The organism is Streptomyces sp. NPDC006385 (genome assembly GCF_040612485.1).
GTDB lineage: Bacteria > Actinomycetota > Actinomycetes > Streptomycetales > Streptomycetaceae > Streptomyces.
The window spans coordinates 15,798-31,405 of record NZ_JBEXQG010000089.1 but is presented as its reverse complement, the minus strand read 5'-3'; the positions used below and the strand labels follow the sequence as shown (position 1 = coordinate 31,405).

At 72.0% G+C, this 15,608-nt stretch carries 19 protein-coding genes and 1 pseudogene; 13 read left to right on the top strand and 7 right to left on the bottom strand.

The genetic code is table 11. From position 1 onward, the window contains the following. The 4 genes and pseudogenes from ABZ078_RS39080 to ABZ078_RS39065 form a co-directional block, all read left to right on the top strand. Window positions 1-189, top strand: a pseudogene (locus ABZ078_RS39080) (hypothetical protein); the annotation flags it as partial. A gap of 39 nt (window positions 190-228) precedes the next feature. Beyond that, a complete protein-coding gene (locus ABZ078_RS39075; RefSeq protein WP_356583287.1) occupies window positions 229-1,167 on the top strand; it encodes a PAC2 family protein in 939 nt (312 codons plus the stop codon). Window positions 1,168-1,302: 135 nt separating this feature from the next. Continuing rightward, window positions 1,303-1,938 (top strand): dephospho-CoA kinase, encoded by a 636-nt coding sequence (gene coaE, locus ABZ078_RS39070; RefSeq protein WP_356583286.1) that lies wholly within the window; start codon window positions 1,303-1,305, stop codon window positions 1,936-1,938. 50 nt (window positions 1,939-1,988) lie between these two features. Further along, on the top strand, window positions 1,989-2,369 hold the full coding sequence (locus tag ABZ078_RS39065; RefSeq protein ID WP_356583285.1) for a tetratricopeptide repeat protein: 381 nt from the start codon (window positions 1,989-1,991) through the stop codon (window positions 2,367-2,369). Between the two features lie 39 nt (window positions 2,370-2,408). On the opposite strand, the gene ABZ078_RS39060 is transcribed toward ABZ078_RS39065, so the two are convergent. Continuing rightward, a complete protein-coding gene (locus ABZ078_RS39060) occupies window positions 2,409-2,678 on the bottom strand; it encodes a DUF6343 family protein (protein WP_356583289.1) in 270 nt (89 codons plus the stop codon). A gap of 46 nt (window positions 2,679-2,724) precedes the next feature. Here ABZ078_RS39060 and ABZ078_RS39055 point away from each other — a divergent pair, with 46 nt between their 5' ends. Continuing rightward, the gene (locus ABZ078_RS39055) at window positions 2,725-3,666 is read left to right on the top strand and encodes an acyltransferase domain-containing protein (protein ID WP_356583284.1); all 942 of its coding nucleotides are present in this window, start codon (window positions 2,725-2,727) and stop codon (window positions 3,664-3,666) included. A gap of 123 nt (window positions 3,667-3,789) precedes the next feature. Continuing rightward, window positions 3,790-4,254: a DoxX family protein gene (locus ABZ078_RS39050; RefSeq protein WP_356583283.1), complete on the top strand. Its 465-nt coding sequence runs from the start codon at window positions 3,790-3,792 to the stop codon at window positions 4,252-4,254. A gap of 64 nt (window positions 4,255-4,318) precedes the next feature. Here the strand turns inward: ABZ078_RS39050 and ABZ078_RS39045 are convergent, their stop codons facing one another. Further along, window positions 4,319-4,912 carry an RNA-binding S4 domain-containing protein gene (locus ABZ078_RS39045; RefSeq protein WP_356583282.1) on the bottom strand — a complete coding sequence of 198 codons (594 nt, stop codon included), beginning with the start codon at window positions 4,910-4,912 and terminating at the stop codon, window positions 4,319-4,321. Between the two features lie 50 nt (window positions 4,913-4,962). On the opposite strand from ABZ078_RS39045, the gene ABZ078_RS39040 reads away from it, so the two are divergent. Genes ABZ078_RS39040 through ABZ078_RS39030 form a run of 3 tightly spaced genes read left to right on the top strand, consistent with a single transcriptional unit; the run spans window position 4,963 to window position 7,352 of the window. Then, window positions 4,963-5,670, top strand: a complete 708-nt coding sequence (locus tag ABZ078_RS39040; protein WP_356583281.1) for a uracil-DNA glycosylase — start codon at window positions 4,963-4,965, stop codon at window positions 5,668-5,670. Window positions 5,671-5,707: 37 nt separating this feature from the next. Beyond that, complete coding sequence (pip, locus tag ABZ078_RS39035; RefSeq protein WP_356583280.1) at window positions 5,708-6,673, top strand: prolyl aminopeptidase; 966 nt, start codon at window positions 5,708-5,710, stop codon at window positions 6,671-6,673. A gap of 13 nt (window positions 6,674-6,686) precedes the next feature. Next, a complete protein-coding gene (locus ABZ078_RS39030) occupies window positions 6,687-7,352 on the top strand; it encodes a 1,4-alpha-glucan branching protein (protein WP_356583279.1) in 666 nt (221 codons plus the stop codon). A gap of 13 nt (window positions 7,353-7,365) precedes the next feature. On the opposite strand, the gene ABZ078_RS39025 is transcribed toward ABZ078_RS39030, so the two are convergent. Continuing rightward, window positions 7,366-7,635: a hypothetical protein gene (locus ABZ078_RS39025; protein ID WP_356583278.1), complete on the bottom strand. Its 270-nt coding sequence runs from the start codon at window positions 7,633-7,635 to the stop codon at window positions 7,366-7,368. Window positions 7,636-7,752: 117 nt separating this feature from the next. After that, the gene (locus tag ABZ078_RS39020; RefSeq protein WP_356583277.1) at window positions 7,753-8,436 is read right to left on the bottom strand and encodes a GntR family transcriptional regulator; all 684 of its coding nucleotides are present in this window, start codon (window positions 8,434-8,436) and stop codon (window positions 7,753-7,755) included. Window positions 8,437-8,598: 162 nt separating this feature from the next. Here ABZ078_RS39020 and ABZ078_RS39015 point away from each other — a divergent pair, with 162 nt between their 5' ends. Together ABZ078_RS39015 and ABZ078_RS39010 are read left to right on the top strand one after the other, a co-directional pair. Continuing rightward, complete coding sequence (locus ABZ078_RS39015) at window positions 8,599-10,089, top strand: NCS1 family nucleobase:cation symporter-1 (RefSeq protein WP_356583276.1); 1,491 nt, start codon at window positions 8,599-8,601, stop codon at window positions 10,087-10,089. Window positions 10,090-10,094: 5 nt separating this feature from the next. Continuing rightward, window positions 10,095-10,814: an aspartate/glutamate racemase family protein gene (locus ABZ078_RS39010; RefSeq protein ID WP_356583275.1), complete on the top strand. Its 720-nt coding sequence runs from the start codon at window positions 10,095-10,097 to the stop codon at window positions 10,812-10,814. On the opposite strand, the gene ABZ078_RS39005 is transcribed toward ABZ078_RS39010, so the two are convergent. Genes ABZ078_RS39005 through ABZ078_RS38995 form a run of 3 tightly spaced genes read right to left on the bottom strand, consistent with a single transcriptional unit; the run spans window position 10,815 to window position 12,498 of the window. Then, on the bottom strand, window positions 10,815-11,273 hold the full coding sequence (locus ABZ078_RS39005; protein ID WP_356583274.1) for a GNAT family N-acetyltransferase: 459 nt from the start codon (window positions 11,271-11,273) through the stop codon (window positions 10,815-10,817). Then, window positions 11,270-11,692 (bottom strand): RidA family protein, encoded by a 423-nt coding sequence (locus tag ABZ078_RS39000; RefSeq protein ID WP_356583273.1) that lies wholly within the window; start codon window positions 11,690-11,692, stop codon window positions 11,270-11,272. The genes ABZ078_RS39005 and ABZ078_RS39000 overlap by 4 nt, the downstream gene beginning before the upstream one ends. Next, entirely contained in the window at window positions 11,689-12,498 is an 810-nt protein-coding gene (locus ABZ078_RS38995) for a hypothetical protein (protein ID WP_356583272.1), read from the bottom strand. The genes ABZ078_RS39000 and ABZ078_RS38995 overlap by 4 nt, the downstream gene beginning before the upstream one ends. A gap of 101 nt (window positions 12,499-12,599) precedes the next feature. On the opposite strand from ABZ078_RS38995, the gene ABZ078_RS38990 reads away from it, so the two are divergent. After that, window positions 12,600-13,379 carry a nucleotidyltransferase domain-containing protein gene (locus tag ABZ078_RS38990; RefSeq protein WP_356583271.1) on the top strand — a complete coding sequence of 260 codons (780 nt, stop codon included), beginning with the start codon at window positions 12,600-12,602 and terminating at the stop codon, window positions 13,377-13,379. Between the two features lie 241 nt (window positions 13,380-13,620). Further along, window positions 13,621-15,606: an FUSC family protein gene (locus ABZ078_RS38985; RefSeq protein WP_356583270.1), complete on the top strand. Its 1,986-nt coding sequence runs from the start codon at window positions 13,621-13,623 to the stop codon at window positions 15,604-15,606. The last annotated feature ends 2 nt before the right edge of the window (window positions 15,607-15,608 follow it).

Sequence of the window (15,608 nt, the reverse complement as noted above, 5' to 3'; positions counted from 1 at the left end):
CGCCTGTCGGCCTGGGAGACGGGCCTGGTCTTCGGCGTCCAGGGCGTGGTGTCGGTGATCGCCGGCTCGCTCACCCCGCGGTGCGTCAGCCGTCTGCCGGGAAAGACAGTCGTCCGGCTGTCGTCCGGCTGCGGGCCGGCCGGGGCTCAAGATCATGGGTCCCTCGTGCGGGAATGCCCGCGCCCGTAAGGGCGTTGTCACGTACGGACACAAGGAGGAGCGGTCACAGTGCTTGATCCGCAGGGTTTGTACGCGTGGGAGCCGAAGGGTCTGGCGGTCGTCGACATGGCGCTGGCCCAGGACTCGGCCGGTCTTGTCATGCTCTACCACTTCGACGGATACATCGACGCGGGCGAGACCGGCGACCAGATCGTCGACCGGGTCCTCGACACACTGCCCCACCAGGTCGTCGCCCGCTTCGACCACGACCGGCTGGTGGACTACCGAGCCCGCCGCCCACTGCTGACGTTCAAGCGCGACCGCTGGACCGACTACGAGGAGCCCGCCATCGAGGTGCGGCTCGTCCAGGACGCCACCGGGGCGCCCTTCCTGCTGCTGTCCGGGCCCGAGCCGGACGTGGAGTGGGAGCGTTTCGCGGCGGCCGTCAAGCAGATCGTGGAGCGGCTCGGCGTGCGCCTGTCGGTGAACTTCCACGGCATCCCCATGGGCGTCCCGCACACGCGCCCGGTCGGCCTCACCCCCCACGGCAACCGCACCGAGCTCGTGCCGGGCCACCGCAGCCCCTTCGAGGAGGCGCAGGTACCCGGCAGCGCCGAGTCGCTGGTCGAGTACCGGCTGATGGAGGCCGGGCACGACGTCCTGGGCGTCGCCGCGCACGTCCCGCACTACATCGCCCGCTCCCCGTACCCGGACGCGGCCCTGACCGTCCTGGAGGCCGTCACGGCGGCCACCGGACTCGTCCTGCCCGGTATCGCGCACTCCCTGCGCACGGAGGCCCACCGCACGCAGAACGAGATCGACCGCCAGATCCGCGAGGGTGACGACGAGCTGACCAACCTCGTCGAAGGTCTTGAACACCAGTACGACGCGGTCGCCGGTGCCGAGAGCCGCGGCAACATGCTCGCCGAGCCGGTGGACATCCCGTCGGCGGACGAGATCGGTCAGGAGTTCGAGCGGTTCCTGGCGGAGCGCGAGGGCGACAACTGATCCGCTAGGCTGCGGGACGGCCGAGCCCCGCCCGTCTCCGCCGACGCGGAGGTGATCCGGTGGGCCTGACCGGCGGTATCGGAGTCGGCAAGTTGTCCCCGCGTCCGCGGGGGTTCATGAGGTGGAGGCGCGGCCATGCTGTCCGTAGGCCTGACCGGCGGCATCGGTGCCGGCAAGAGCGAGGTGTCGCGGCTGCTCGTCGAGTGCGGGGCCGTGCTGATCGACGCGGATCGTATCGCGCGCGAGGTCGTCGCGCCCGGCACCCCCGGCCTCGCCGCCGTCGTCCAGGCCTTCGGTGAGGACGTGCTCGCCGAGGACGGCAGCCTGGACCGGCCCAAACTGGGCTCGATCGTCTTCGCCGACCCGGACAGGCTCGCCGTACTGAACTCGATCGTGCACCCCCTCGTCGGCGCCCGCTCCCGAGCGCTCCAGGAGGCCGCCGCCGAGGACGCCGTGGTCGTCCACGACGTCCCGCTCCTCACGGAGAACGGCCTCGCGCCGCTCTACGACGTCGTGGTCGTCGTCGACGCCAGTTCCGAGACCCAGCTCGACCGGCTGGTCCGGCTGCGCGGCATGACCGAGGAGGACGCACGCGCGCGGATGGCCGCACAGGCGACGCGTGACAAGCGCCTGGAGATCGCGGACATCGTCATCGACAACGACGTCCCCCTGGAAGTGCTTCAGCGGCGCGTGAAGGACGTGTGGGAGGAACTCGTGCGCAGAGCCCAGGGGACCCAGCAGAGCCCTGGGCCCCGGTCGTCCCAGGAATAGCGGCACGGCGTTCGCGCGTTGAACTCTCCCAGTGAGGGAAGGACTTCGCCGTGCCCGAGACCAGCGGTTCGACCGGACGTACTCCGGAGACGCATGTCATCGACTTCCGCGCCGCCGAGCACCTGCTCGCCGCGCGGGACCCGCGGGGCGCGGTGAAGCTGCTCGACGGGGTCATCGCCGCGCACCCGGAGAACACCGCCGCCCGGCTGCTGCGCGCGCGTGCCTTCTTCGCCGCCGCGCAACTGCGGCCCGCCGAGCTGGAGTTCACCGTCGTCCTGGAGCGCGAGCCGGACAACGCCTTCGCGCACTTCGCGCTCGCCCGGACCTACGAGCGCCAGGCGAGACCCGACCAGGCCAAGCGCCACTTCCGGCTGGCGGCGGCGCTCGACCCGAACCCGGAGTACCTCAGGGCGGCACGGTTCGACGCGTGAGCGGCGAGTCGGGGCGGCGGTTCCGCCGAACGACAGGCCCTAGGGGTGGGGCGGGTTCTCGGGCGGGCGGTACGGCGGTATGTCGCGGCCCGGCTGGTAGTGCGGGCCCTGGCGGATGTGCCGCAGGACCACGGCCAGGTCGATCGTGATCACCAGCCACAGTGCCCCGCAGGCCACCGCCCAGCCGGGGCGCCCGGCGAGCGCGAACGCGGCGGTACCGAAGACCGTCCAGACCACGCCCCACACGCACAGCCAGAAGCGGACCCGCAGTGCACTGCGCGCTGTGATCGGCTCACTGCCCGTACGCATCGACATCACCACTCTTCCTTGAAACGTACTCCTCGAAGGGGGCTTCGTGCTGCCGGACACCGATGACCTGGGCGAGGTGCTGCTCGACCTCGCCGTGCCCCACGAGGACGTCAACGACCTCGTACGCATGAGCCGGCGGGTGACCGACGACCCGGAGCTGCGGCAGTTCCTGGAGCGGTCCGTCGGCGAGCTCGTCCGGGGGATGGGGGAGGTCGGCGGCCCGGCGGACCGGCCCGACCTGGACTGGGACCTGGACTGGGCCTCGGGGGCGCTGCAACGCTGCTTCCCCGTGTACGTGTTCGTCGCGGCGCTGCCGTACACACGGGCGTACCACCGCGAGCGCGGCATCCCGGCCGACGTCTCCCGGCGCACGCTCGCCGATCTCGGGCGGAACATGGCCGTGCACCGCAGGCGGCACGGCCGGGTGGGGGTGCAGGCTCCGTGGTGGCTCGTCCATCACTTCCGCGGTGAGCTGTACCAGCTCGGTCGGCTCCAGTTCGAGCGGGCACGGCTCGGGGAGCGGTCGAGGGCGGCGCTCGCGGCGGCCGGGCTCGACATGGGGCCGGGCGCGCCCTGTCTGAACCTGCACATCCCCGACTTCCACGGGCCGCTGTCCCCGGCCGCCGTCGACCGGTCCCTGGCCCTGGCCCGGGAGTTCTTCCCGCTGCACTTTCCGGGGGAGCGGTATGGGACGGTGACCTGCCACTCCTGGCTGCTGGACCCGCAGCTCGCGCAGTACCTTCCCGAGGACTCCAACATCGTGCGGTTCCAGGCGCGTTTCCGCGTGGCCCGCAAGGACGGTGAACCGGCCGACACCGAGCCCGTCCAGTTCGTCTTCGGTGACCCCGAGTTGCCGGTCGAGAGCCTGCCGCGCCGAACGGCCGTGGAGCGGGCGGTCGGGGACCATCTGCGGGCGGGCGGTCACTGGTACATCGGGCACGGTTGGCTGCCGTCGGACGGGAGCGGTGAGAATCCGCCCGTACGGTGATTTCCTTCGCCCGGTAATTTCCTTCGCCCGGTAATTTCCTTCGCACGGCGATGAGTTCCGGAGCGAGCCCCGGTCTACCTCTGTGACAGCACCACGGACCACCGCTTCGCACAGGAGACCCCGATGTCCGAGACCACCGCCTCCGTCACCACCGCCGCCTCCGCCACGTCCGGCACCGTCATCGCCGAGTCCACGACCCCGCGCGGCCGCCGGGCCCGTATCGCGCTGCGCGGGCTGCAGATACTGCTCGCCCTCTTCTACGCGATCGCGAGCGCGCTGCCCAAGCTGATCGCGCACCCGACGGCGTCGGAGGGCTTCGACGAGCTGGGCTGGGGCAGCACGGGGATGTACATCATCGGCGCGCTCGAACTGGCCGGTGCCGTCGCGCTGTTGATCCCGGTGCTGCAGTCGGTGGCGGCCATGGCGCTGAGCGCGCTGATGGTGGGGGCGTTCGTGGTCACGATCACGGCCTTCGAGGGCGAGAACGCGGCGACACCGCTCATCCTGATCGTGCCGCTCGCCCTGATCGCCTGGGCGCGGCGGAGCTCCAACGCGGATCTGCTGCGGCTGGTGCGAGGGCGCGCATGACCCCTACGACATCGGTGGCGTCCGGCCCGGGTCTTCCCGGTCCGCCGGACGCCACCGACGTGTGTCACCGTCCGTCCGGGCGCTTCGCGCCGCCGCCCATGAGCCCGCGCAGCCGTTCCAGCTCCCGCCGGTCCCGCTTGGTCGGCCGGCCCGTGCCGCGGTCGCGGACGCCGGCCGGGGCGACCGCCTCGCGCGGTGGGGGAGCGGGCGAGTTGTCGACGTAGCACTGAACCGCCACCGGGGCGCCGACCCGCTTGCGGATGAGCCGCCTGACGACGACGATCCGCTCCCGGTTCTCCTGGCGCAGCCGCACCTCGTCGCCGACCCGCACGGAATGGGAGGGCTTCACGGCCTGGCCGTTCACGCGCACGTGCCCGCCCTTGCAGGCGGCGGCGCCCAGGGAGCGGGTCTTGACCAGACGTACGGCCCAGATCCAGCTGTCGATCCGTACGGTCTCGCCGCTCTGCGGACCGGCGGCCTCGGCGGCTGCCACGGCGGCGGCGATCTTCGGGTCGACGGCCTCCTCGGCCTTCCCCGTTTCCTCGGCCTTCCCCGTTTCCTCGGCCTTCCCCGTTTCCTTGCCCCGGCCCGACTCCGCCGGCCCCTCGGCCGTGCCGCCGGCCCCGCCGGCCTTCTCCTCGTCATCCTCGGAAGCCATGCCCCGACCTTAGCTCTCGTACGGAGCCGGGGCGGCCGTACGGTGGAGGAGTGGACGCCCTCGCTGATCTCGACCGCCGGATCGCGGGCTGCCGGGCCTGCCCGCGGCTGGTGGACTGGCGCGAGGAGGTGGCCCGCACCAGGCGCGCCGCCTTCGCCGACCAGACCTACTGGGGCCGGCCGGTCCCGGGCTTCGGCCCGCCGGACGCCCGGCTGCTGATCGTCGGGCTCGCCCCGGCCGCGCACGGGGGCAACCGCACCGGCCGGATGTTCACCGGCGACCGCTCCGGGGACGTGCTGTACCAGGCGCTGTACGACGTGGGCCTCGCCTCGCAGCCCACCTCGGTCGCCGCCGACGACGGCCTGGAGCTGTCCGGCGTACGCGTCACGGCCCCCGTGCACTGCGCCCCGCCCGCCAACAAGCCCACGCCAAGGGAGCGGGAGACCTGCCGGCCCTGGCTGCTCCAGGAGCTGAGGCTGCTGCGGCCCACGCTGCGGGCGGTCGTCGTCCTGGGCGCCTTCGGCTGGCAGGCGACACTGCCCGCGCTGGCGGAGGCGGGGTGGAACGTGCCCCGGCCACGGCCCGCCTTCGCGCACGGCACGCGGGTCAAGCTGGAGGGGCTCGACGGCGGCGACGGGCTCCACCTCTTCGGATGCTTCCACGTCAGTCGGCGCAACACCTTCACCGGCAGGCTCACGCCCGCGATGCTGCGGGAGGTGCTGGGTACGGCGGCGGAGCCGGCGGGGCTGGGAAAATGAGGCGACGCCGTGCCCCGACCGGGGTTACGTTGCCCGGATGGGCCTCTATCCGGAGATCGGACCGTACGACCACGGCCTGCTCGACGTCGGCGACGGCAACCGTATCTACTGGGAGACCTGCGGAAATCCGCGAGGCAAGCCCGCCGTCGTGCTGCATGGCGGGCCGGGCTCCGGCTCCACGCCGTACTTCAGGCGGCTGTTCGATCCGGCCGCCTACCGGATCGTGCTGCTCGACCAGCGCGGGTGCGGGCGTTCCACACCGCACGCGAGCGCCTACGAGACCGACATGAGCGTCAACACGACGGCACATCTCATCGCCGATCTGGAGCTGCTGCGGCGGCATCTGGGGATCGGGCGGTGGCTGGTGTGGGGCGTGTCGTGGGGGTCGGTGCTGGGGCTGCGGTACGCGCAGACGCGCCCGGGTGTCGTGTCCGAGCTGGTGCTCACGGGGGTCGCGACCGGATCGAACGCCGAAGTCGCCCTGCTGACGCGGGGTTTGGGGCGGATCTTCCCCGAGGCGTTCGAGCGGTTCGTGGGTGAGCTGCCGGCCGGCGAGCGGGACGGCGACCTCGCCGCCGCGTACAACCGGCTGCTTCAGTTGCCCGACCCCGAGCTCCGTGAGCGGGCGGCGCGGGCCTGGACGGACTGGGAGACGGCGACGATTCCCGCGCCGCCCCGGTCGGTCGAGCGCTTCGAGGACCCGGTGTTCCGCATGGGCTTCGCCCGAACCGTCACCCACTACTGGGGCAACGACCACTTCCTGGAGGAGGACGGTGCCGTCCTGCGCGGCGCGCACCTGCTCAAGGGCATCCCCGGCACCCTCGTCCAGGGCAGCCTCGACTTCGGGAACCTGCTGGGCGTCGTCTGGCGGCTGCACCATGCCTGGCCGGGCAGCGAGTTGGTGATCGTCGACGACGCCGGGCATGGCCCGGGGACCCAGGGGATGACCGAGGCCCTGATCGCGGCGACGGACAAGTACGCGCGCGTGCGCGAAGACGTTTGAGGAGACTGTTTCCATGGCTGTCATCCATCGCACCACCGTCAAGCCGACCAAGGTGGAACTGCTCGCCACTTGGCTGCCCACCCGCCCCTGGTACGAGGGCGGCGCGGTCGAACCGCGACTGACCAAGGCGGGCGGCTTCCGGCTGGACGACCCGGAGGGCGAGGTCGGGATCGAGTTCATGGTGGTCACCGATACGTCCGGTCCCCACGCCGGCGCCTACCTGGTACCGCTCACCTACCGCGGCGCACCGCTCGACGGCGCGGAGCACGCCCTCGTCGGCACCATGGAGCACGGGGTGCTGGGGCCGCGCTGGGCCTACGACGGCTGCCACGACCCGGTGCTGGTCGCCCAGTTGGCGGCCCTGCTTGAGGGCCGGGTCCAGGCCCAGGCGCAGAGCATCAGCGACACACCCGACCGTGAGGTCACGCGTTCCTACGCCGGTGACGGCGCCCTCCCCTCCGCCTTCCCCACGGTCACCGACGACCGGGAGGGCACCGAACTCACCGCACCGCAGGGCGCGACCCTCCGCCTGCACCGGGTCCTGCGGCCCGCCCCGGACGCCCTGTCCGTCCCCGCGCCGGACGCGCTGGGCCACGTCGCGGGCGCCTGGTCCATGCCGGACGGTACGCGCGCCCGGGGGCTGTTCGTCACGTTGCGCACGGCCCCTCTCGGCGCCTGAGGGGTCATCTGTTTCAGTCAGTCTCTTCACTGGCGGCTGTGCGCCAGATCTGGACCAGGCAGTATTGATCTGCGCCGTTGAGTTTCTCTTCGTGGCCCGGCGGCATGGGCAAGGGTTCTCGGCGTCCCGCCAACGGAGAGGTGAAAGGCCCGCCCGCGCGATTGAATATCCACTGCCATCGCATCCGGTACGAGCCGGATGAGGGCAGGATCAAGGGGACCTCTTTCTGCCCCCCGTCGATGGTTTCCAGTGCGAGTTCGCCGCCGGGAAGCTCCACCTCCACGTCCTGCGCACCGGACCACTGAGCAGCGCTTGCCCGAGGAACGCCCAACCGTGTCAACCAGCCCAAAGACGCGGTAACTTGGGGAAACCACGGTCTCGAAGACATCCAGCAGCCTGCTCAAGGGCACCTCGCTTCCTCGGTGGGTTCGGACTCGCCGAACAGTTGCCGTACCGTCGAGCGGTAGTTGGTCTGTACGTGTGCCAGGGCGTGCGCGCGGGCCCGGTTCGGATCGCCGGAGGCGATCGCCTCGTACAACTCGCGGTGTTCCACGAGGAGTTGGCGCCACTCCTCGTTCCGGCGGGTCATCCAGCGCAGACGGCCGGCGACCGGTTCCAGGGCCTCGATCAGCAGGCTGTTGCCAGCCATGGCCACGATGCGGTCGTGCAGTCGGCTGTTGACGTCCGTGATCGCTTCCGCGTCCCCGGACTCGGTGGCGGTGGCCGCCTGGTCGAGGAGCTGCTCGACCTCGGCGAGATCCTCGGGCGTCGCCCGGGACGCGGCGAGCCCGGCCGCGTACACCTCCAATGCCTCGCGCAGCTCGAACAGCTCCTTGACGTCGGCCGGGGTCAGTCGGCGCACGACTGTGCGGCGTGCCGACTCGAAGTGGACGAAGCCCTCGACGACCAGGGCCCGGATCGCCTCGCGGACCGGAACGCGCGAAACCCCGAGGCGCTCGGCCAGCTCCCGCTCGACGAGCCGGTCACCGGGCCGCAGACGGCCCGCGATGATGTCCTGCCGCAGGGTCACCAGGACGCGTTCCCGTACCGCGCCGAGAGGTTCGATCTTCGTCGTGGGGCTCATGGGGCCATCTTCGCCGACTCCGGGTGTGATTTACGGAGCGTTAACAAGAGGGACATCGGCCAGAACGGTTGACGGGAGGACCATGTGCGCAGTTTGGTATACCAAACCCATCCGGCCGCCCCTCCACAAGCAGTCCTCCGTCCCCTGGCTCCTGGAGGCCCCGTGTCCCTAGCCGACCGTGCCGAAGCCACCGGCACACCAGCGTTCGTCCCCGATCCCCGGCTCACCAACGAAGACCTCGCACCCGCGGGCAAGCGCAACTGGAAGGTCTTCGACCTCTTCGCCCTGTGGATGTCCGACGTCCACAACCTCGGCAACTACACGTTCGCGGCCGGTCTGCTGGTGCTCGGCATGAACGTGTGGCAGGTCTTCACCTCCCTGCTCGTCGGCTTCGTGCTCATCTACATCGGCATGAACTGGATGGGGAGCATCGGCCAGCGCCACGGCGTCCCGTTCCCCGTGGTCAGCCGCATCAGCTTCGGCGTCTGGGGCGCCAACATCCCGGCGCTGATCAGGGCCGTGATCGCCATCATGTGGTACGGGATCCAGACGTACCTGGCTTCCGTCGCCGTGAACGTGATGCTGCTGGCCGCCTGGCCGGGCCTGGAGTCCTGGACGCACAGCTCCTTCCTGGGTCTGCACGCGCTCGGCTGGGTGTCGTTCCTCGCCCTGTGGCTGATCCAGGCGCTGATCATCAGCCAGGGCATGGAGTCGGTACGGAAGTTCCAGGACTTCTGCGGTCCGGCGATCTGGGTGGTGATGATCGCGCTGGCGGTCTGGATCTTCGCCAAGGCCGGCTGGACGATCTCGCTCACGACCACCCCGCACCCCGTGTCCGTCGGCGAACAGTGGCGGCAGTGGTTCGGCGCGATCGGCCTGGTCCTCGCCACGTACGGCACGCTGATGCTCAACTTCTGCGACTTCTCGCGCTTCGCGCCGGACTACCGCACGGTCAAGCGCGGCAACTTCTGGGGCCTGCCCATCAACTCGACGGCGTTCGTGGTCGTATCGGTGATCGTCACGGCCGGCTCGCTGGAGGTGTTCGGCGAGGCGATCACGGACCCGGCGGAACTGGTGGCCAAGGTCGGCAACACCTGGGTCCTGGTCCTGGCCGCGCTCACCTTCGCCATCGCCACCATGGGCGTCAACATCGTCGCCAACTTCGTCTCACCGGCGTACGACCTGGCCAACGTGTGGCCGCAGAAGATCACCTTCAAGGTCGGCGGCATGATCAGCACGGTCGCGGCGCTGGTGGTGACGCCGTGGAACCTCTTCTCGAACCCGATGGTCGTGAACTACTTCCTGGGCGGCCTGGGCGCCTTCCTCGGCCCGCTGTTCGGTGTGATCATGGTCGACTACTACCTCGTCAAGCACGGCCGGGTGGACGTCGCCGCGTTGTTCTCCGCCGAGCCCGGCTCCCGCTACTACTACCGCAAGGGCGTCAACCCCAAGGCGCTGTGGGCGTTCCTGCCGGCGGCGGGGGTCGCGGCGGTGCTGGCGCTGGTGAAGACGTTCAGCTATGTGGCGCCGTACTCATGGTTCATCGGGACGGCGATGGCGGCGGGGCTGTACCTGGTGCTGTGCCGAAGCGAGCGTGCCGACTCGGTGAACGACATCGATTCGGCGAACGACACCCTGACGCGGGAGGTCTGAAGGACGTGCGGATCGTCGTCACCAACTGCAACACCACGCAGGAGATGACCGAGGAGATCGTACGAGGTGCCCGGGCCGCCGCAGGCCCGGGCACCACCGTGCTCGGGCTGACCCCCACGTGGGGACCCGAGTCGGCGGAGGGCTGGCTGGACAGCTATCTGTCGGCCGCGGCCGTGATGGACGCGCTGCGGACGTACGAGGGGCCCCCGTACGACGCGGTCGTCATGGCCGGCTTCGGTGAGCACGGGCGCGAAGGCGTACGGGAGCTTGTGGACGTACCCGTCGTCGACATCACGGAGGCGGCGGCGCATCTGGCCTGCCTGCTCGGGCGGCGGTACGCGGTCGTGACCACGCTGGAGCGGTCGTGCGGGCAGATTGAGGACAGCCTGGAGACGGCCGGAGTGGGCCGCAACTGTGTCGCCGTGGTCGGTACGGGGCTCGGGGTGCTGGAGCTGGAGGACGGCGAGCGCACGGAAACCGCGCTGCTGGCGGCTGCCGAACGGGCGCGGGACGCGGGCGCCGAGGTCCTGGTGCTGGGGTGCGCCGGGATGACCGGGCTGGGGCGGGCGCTGGGGGAGAAGCTGGGGCTTCCGGTGGTCGACGGGGTCGCGGCGGCCGTCAAACTCGCCGAGTCGCTGGTCGCGTTGGATCTGACGACGAGCCGGGCCGGCAGCTATGCGAAGCCGTTGCCGAAGCGGCGGGTCTGGGGCCGGGCGAAGGGGTGATCACTGCTGACCCGGACGCCAGACGTACCGCACGTCCGGCTCCCGCTCCTCGTTCCCGCTTCCGTCCGTGAACTCGACGGCGACGAAGCCGTGGCGCTCGTAGAAACGGTGGGCGGGCTTGTTGACCTGGAAGGTCCACAGGCTCAGCCCGTCCGGGCGGCGCCGCTTGGCCAGGTCGACGAACCGGTCGCCGATGCCGTGGCCGCGCCAGTCGGGGTCGAGGTAGAGCTGGGAGAGCTGGTCGCCGTCGAGCACCATGAGGCCGACGACGCGATCGGCGGCCTCGGCGACCCAGGTCTCCCGGAGCAGCACCACGACTTCCCGGACGTAGGTCCGCACCTCGTCGTCGGAACGGGGCCGCACGACCGTCGGCAGCGCGGCCGCGAAGGACCGCAGCCAGACATCGGCGACGGCGCCGGCGTCGGTCGCGACGGCTCGGCGGAGCGCCACCGGGGTCATGACCGCGGCCCCTCGTCCGGTTCCGGCAGGGCGGCCGTGGCCGTGATCTCCACCAACTGCCCCGGGTACCCGAGGCAGGCGACCCCGAGCAGCGTCGAGGAGTGCGGACCGACGCTCAGCCCCGACGCCTCGACGACCTCCCAGACGGCGGACAGCACCGCGGTGTCACCGCTCACCACGTACACGTCGGTGGACAGCACGTGCGCCAAGTCCCCGCCGACCACCCGCAGTTGCTCCTCCAGGTTCGCGATCACCCGCTCGGCCTGCCGCACGGGGTCCCCTTCGCCGACGAGGTTCCCGTCGGCGTCGAGGGGCACGGAGCCGGCGAGGAAGGCGAGCTTCGTGCCGGCCTCGACGACGGAGACGTGGGAGTAGGTGGGCGGCGGGAAGAGGGCGGGGGAGGTGACGCGACGGATCATGGGGGCTCCTGAGGACCATGGCGGGGCGCTCGGCGGTCAATCTGCCGATCATGAGCGCCCGCACCCGTGCGCGCATCCGAATTTCCGGCGTCGGCCCCGCCGCGGTCGGGCAGTGCACGCGCCTGCCGCTCGCACTCCTGTGTGAGCTCCGGATACGCCTCGGCGATGGCCGCGTAGACCTTGCGCCGCAACAGTTCCTCGGCCGCCGCCCGCCCCGCGCTGTCGCGCAGGTCGCCGAGGATGTCGTCGTGGCGGGTCAGCCGATGGCGCAGATAGTCGACCTTCCACCGATCGAGGATCCCGCTCCCGGAGCTCTCCACCGGAGCGGGGTCCCCGGCCTGCTCCCTGCTCCCCGACCCCTGCTCCCCCAGCCGCCGTTCATGATGAGCCACGGCAAGCACCGTCAGCCTGGCCGCCGACAGCCGCGGCACCTCCAGGGGCTCCGCCGCGATCCGCGCCGCCACCTCCCGCCGCCTGCGCTGCGACGCGGCCCGCGCCCCGGGCGAGCGCCGCGCGGCGACGGCGGACAGGGCCCGGAACTCCTCACTCCGCTCGGCCGCCTCGACTCGCTCGATCCGGTAGAGGCGGGTCCACGGGGCCGACCGGGACACGGCATTCGCGCGCACCAGGTCCGGCTCACCGAGCAGTTCGCGCACCATGGCCACGGTCCAGCCGCGGGCACGCAGCCCGGCGGCGGAAAGGTGCGTCCGGCCCGGCTGCGCAGGCTGACCGGCATCGGCATCGGCATCGGCAGCGGCTGCCTCGTCCTCGTACTGGTCCCTCTCGTGCGCATCCTGTGCCGCCATCGCGATTCCCCCGTCCTTACACAGCGTGACGAGTTCATTGATAGCGCGCAGCACTGACAATGAGGTTCTCCAGGACGAGAACATCTCCGTAGCATGCACTCATGCCCACCCTGGACGACCGCACCTTCCTCGACACCACCGCCGACCGCCTGGCCACCCTCCCCACCGTCCGGGCCGTCGCCCTCGGCGGCTCCCGGGCCCAGGACGCCCACCGGCCCGACAGCGACTGGGACCTGGCGATCTACTACCGGGGCGCCTTCGACCCCGCCGACCTCCGCGCGGTCGGCTGGGAGGGCGAGGTCTCCGAGGTCGGCGGCTGGGGCGGGGGCGTCTTCAACGGGGGAGCGTGGCTGACGATCGAGGGGCGGCGGGTCGACGTTCACTACCGCGATCTCGACGTGGTGGAGCGGGAGTTGGCGGAGGCGGAGGCGGGCCGCTTCCGGGTGGAGCCGTTGATGTTCCATCTCGCCGGGATCCCCAGCTATCTGGTCGTCGCGGAGTTGGCGATCAACCAGGTGCTGCGCGGTGCGCTGCCGCGGCCCTGCGGCTACCCGGAGAAGCTGCGTCGCGCGGCGAGCGAGCGCTGGTACGGCACCGCCCGGGCCACCCTCATGTACGCCGAGGCCAACCACGCCCCGGCGGGCCGCCTCACCGAGGTCGCGGGCGCCATCGCCACGGCCGCCGTGCAGACGGGGCACGCGGTGCTGGCGGCGCGGGGGGAGTGGGTGACGAACGAGAAGCGGTTGCTGGAGCGGGCCGGGCTGCGGGGCGTCGACGGCGTCGTCGGGTCTCTGGGTGCGCGTCCCGACCAACTGGGCGAGGCGGTCACGCAGGCGCAGACGCTGTTCGAGCGGGCGATGGGAACGGGCGGCGTCACCTGACCACCACCCGGCCGACGCCACGGCTTCGCCGGCCCCGAACTGACACCGCGCCCCTCTCCGCGCACTCTGCCGCCATTGCGTTCATAAAGAACGTGGCGTTTCCGGGCATCGTCACATCCCCGAAACGTTCACGTCCCATCACCTCCAACAACCCGCCCTACCGTGGACACCACAGCCCGAAGCCCGGCCGCCGTCGCCCGAAGGCACCACCCCTCGCCCTCGACGAGACGACAGGAGCCCCGTGTCCCGCCCCGCACCACCGGCCTTCACCCTCCCGCCCTGGCTCGCCCACGCCCTGCGCGCCCAGGGCGGCCCGGTCCCCTGGAGTGCGGTCGTGCGTGGAGCGCTGGCCGCCGGGCCGCTGCTGCTCGGCGCCGTACTCACCGGTCACACCACCCTCGGTGTCGTGGCCGCCGTCGGCGCCATGCTCGCCGGCGTCAACGACCGCCCCGGCAGCCGCCGTGCCTCCGTCAAGCGGCTCGGCGTGCCGGCGCTGGCGGGGGCGGCCGGACTGCTCGGCGGGACGTACGCCGGGGATCATGTCGGAGCCGTCCCGCTCACGCTCCTCCTCACCGGCCTCGGCCTGCTCGCCGGCGGTATCAGTGCCGTCGGACCCGTGGCCTCCGCCGCCGGCACGCAGCTTCTCGTCGCCGCCGCCATCGGGGCCGGGATGCCGTTGCCCGAGTCCGGGTGGCAGCGGGCGCTCGGCTATCTCGCCGGTGCCGCGTGGCTGCTGGCGTTGCGCCTCGTGCTGCCCACGCCCGGCTCGCTCGCCGGAGACTTCCGGTTCGACGGGGAGCGGAAAGCCGTCGCCGACGTGTACGACGCCGTCGCGGATCTCCTCGACGCCGTCGGCGGCGAGCACGCCACCGCCCGTCGCGCCGCGCTCACCGCGGCCCTCGATCACGCGCAGGACGCCCTCACCGGGCCTCGGCTGCGGCGGTACGCCTCCTCGTCGACCGAGCGGCGGTTGCACGCGCAGTACGCTGCCGCGCTCCCGCTCGGCGAGGCCGCCGCCGCGCTCGCCTGGGTCGCGGAACCCGTGCCCGCCCGGGCCGCCGTAGGACCGCGCCGGCTCGCCGCCGCCGTACGCGGAAACGCGCACTCCGGCCCCCTCCCCGCGCCCCACCGCTCCGCGCCCGCCCTGCGTGCCCTCGACGACGCCCTGTTGCATGCCGCCGAGGCCTTCGACGACGGGGAGGGCGGCGATCTGCACACCCGGCGGCGTACGGCGAGGGACCTGTTCCGGGCCGTGTTCGGGGCCGGCGGGCGGGAGTACGGACTGCGGGTCGCGCTCTCCTTCGGGGCCAGCGCCGGCACCGCCCAGGCGCTGCACCACGCCCAGTGGTACGGGCAGCACGAGCACTGGTACTGGCTCCCGGCCACCGCCGTCTTCCTCGTCAAACCCGACCTCGGGCCGCTCGCATCCCGGGTGCTGTGCCGCGCCGCCGGCACCGTGCTGGGGGCTCTCCTCTTCGCCGGGTTCGCGGCCGTGCTGCCCCGGCCGGAAGGGCTCATCGCGCTCGTGGCCCTCAGCGGTGCCCTCATCCCCGTGGCCACCCGGCACTTCGCCGCCCAGACCCTCGTCGTGACCGTCCTCGTGCTCGCCCTGGTGATGGTGGGCGGCGAACCGCAGGCCTCCGTGAGCCGCATCGGGGAGACCCTGCTGGCCTGCGCGATCGTGCTCGTCGTGGGGCACGTTCCGATGCCGGGACAGCGGGGCGGGGGCGTACGGTCGCGCCTCACCGCGGCCGCCCGGGCCGCGTACGCCTACCTCGCCCATGTCCTGCACGAGTCCGATGCCCGGCTGCCGCGCGACCCCGCCCCCCAGCCTCCGCCCGACCCCGGCACCCAGCCCCCGCACGCCCCCGACGCCCCGGACCTGCCGCACGGCCGCGACCCGGCCGTCTCCGACGACCGTGCCCTCCGCTGGACTCTCCGTCGCGAGGCGTACCGCGCGCTCGCCGAGGCCCGTACCGCCATCGCGCTCGCCTCCGCCGAGCTGCCCGCGCTCGCCCGGCACACGGAGGGTGCGGACGAGGTCGTCGTCACCCTCGAACAGCTCGTCGACGCGACAACGGCGTGCGCCGTACACCTCGATGACTCCGGTCGGCTCATACCGGCGGACATCGCCCAACTCGCCGAGCTGCTCGAAGAGTTGACGCAGGAGCGTGACCGGGCGAGGCTACGGGTGCCCGCGGCCCCCGACCTGCCCCTCGCCGGCTGAAG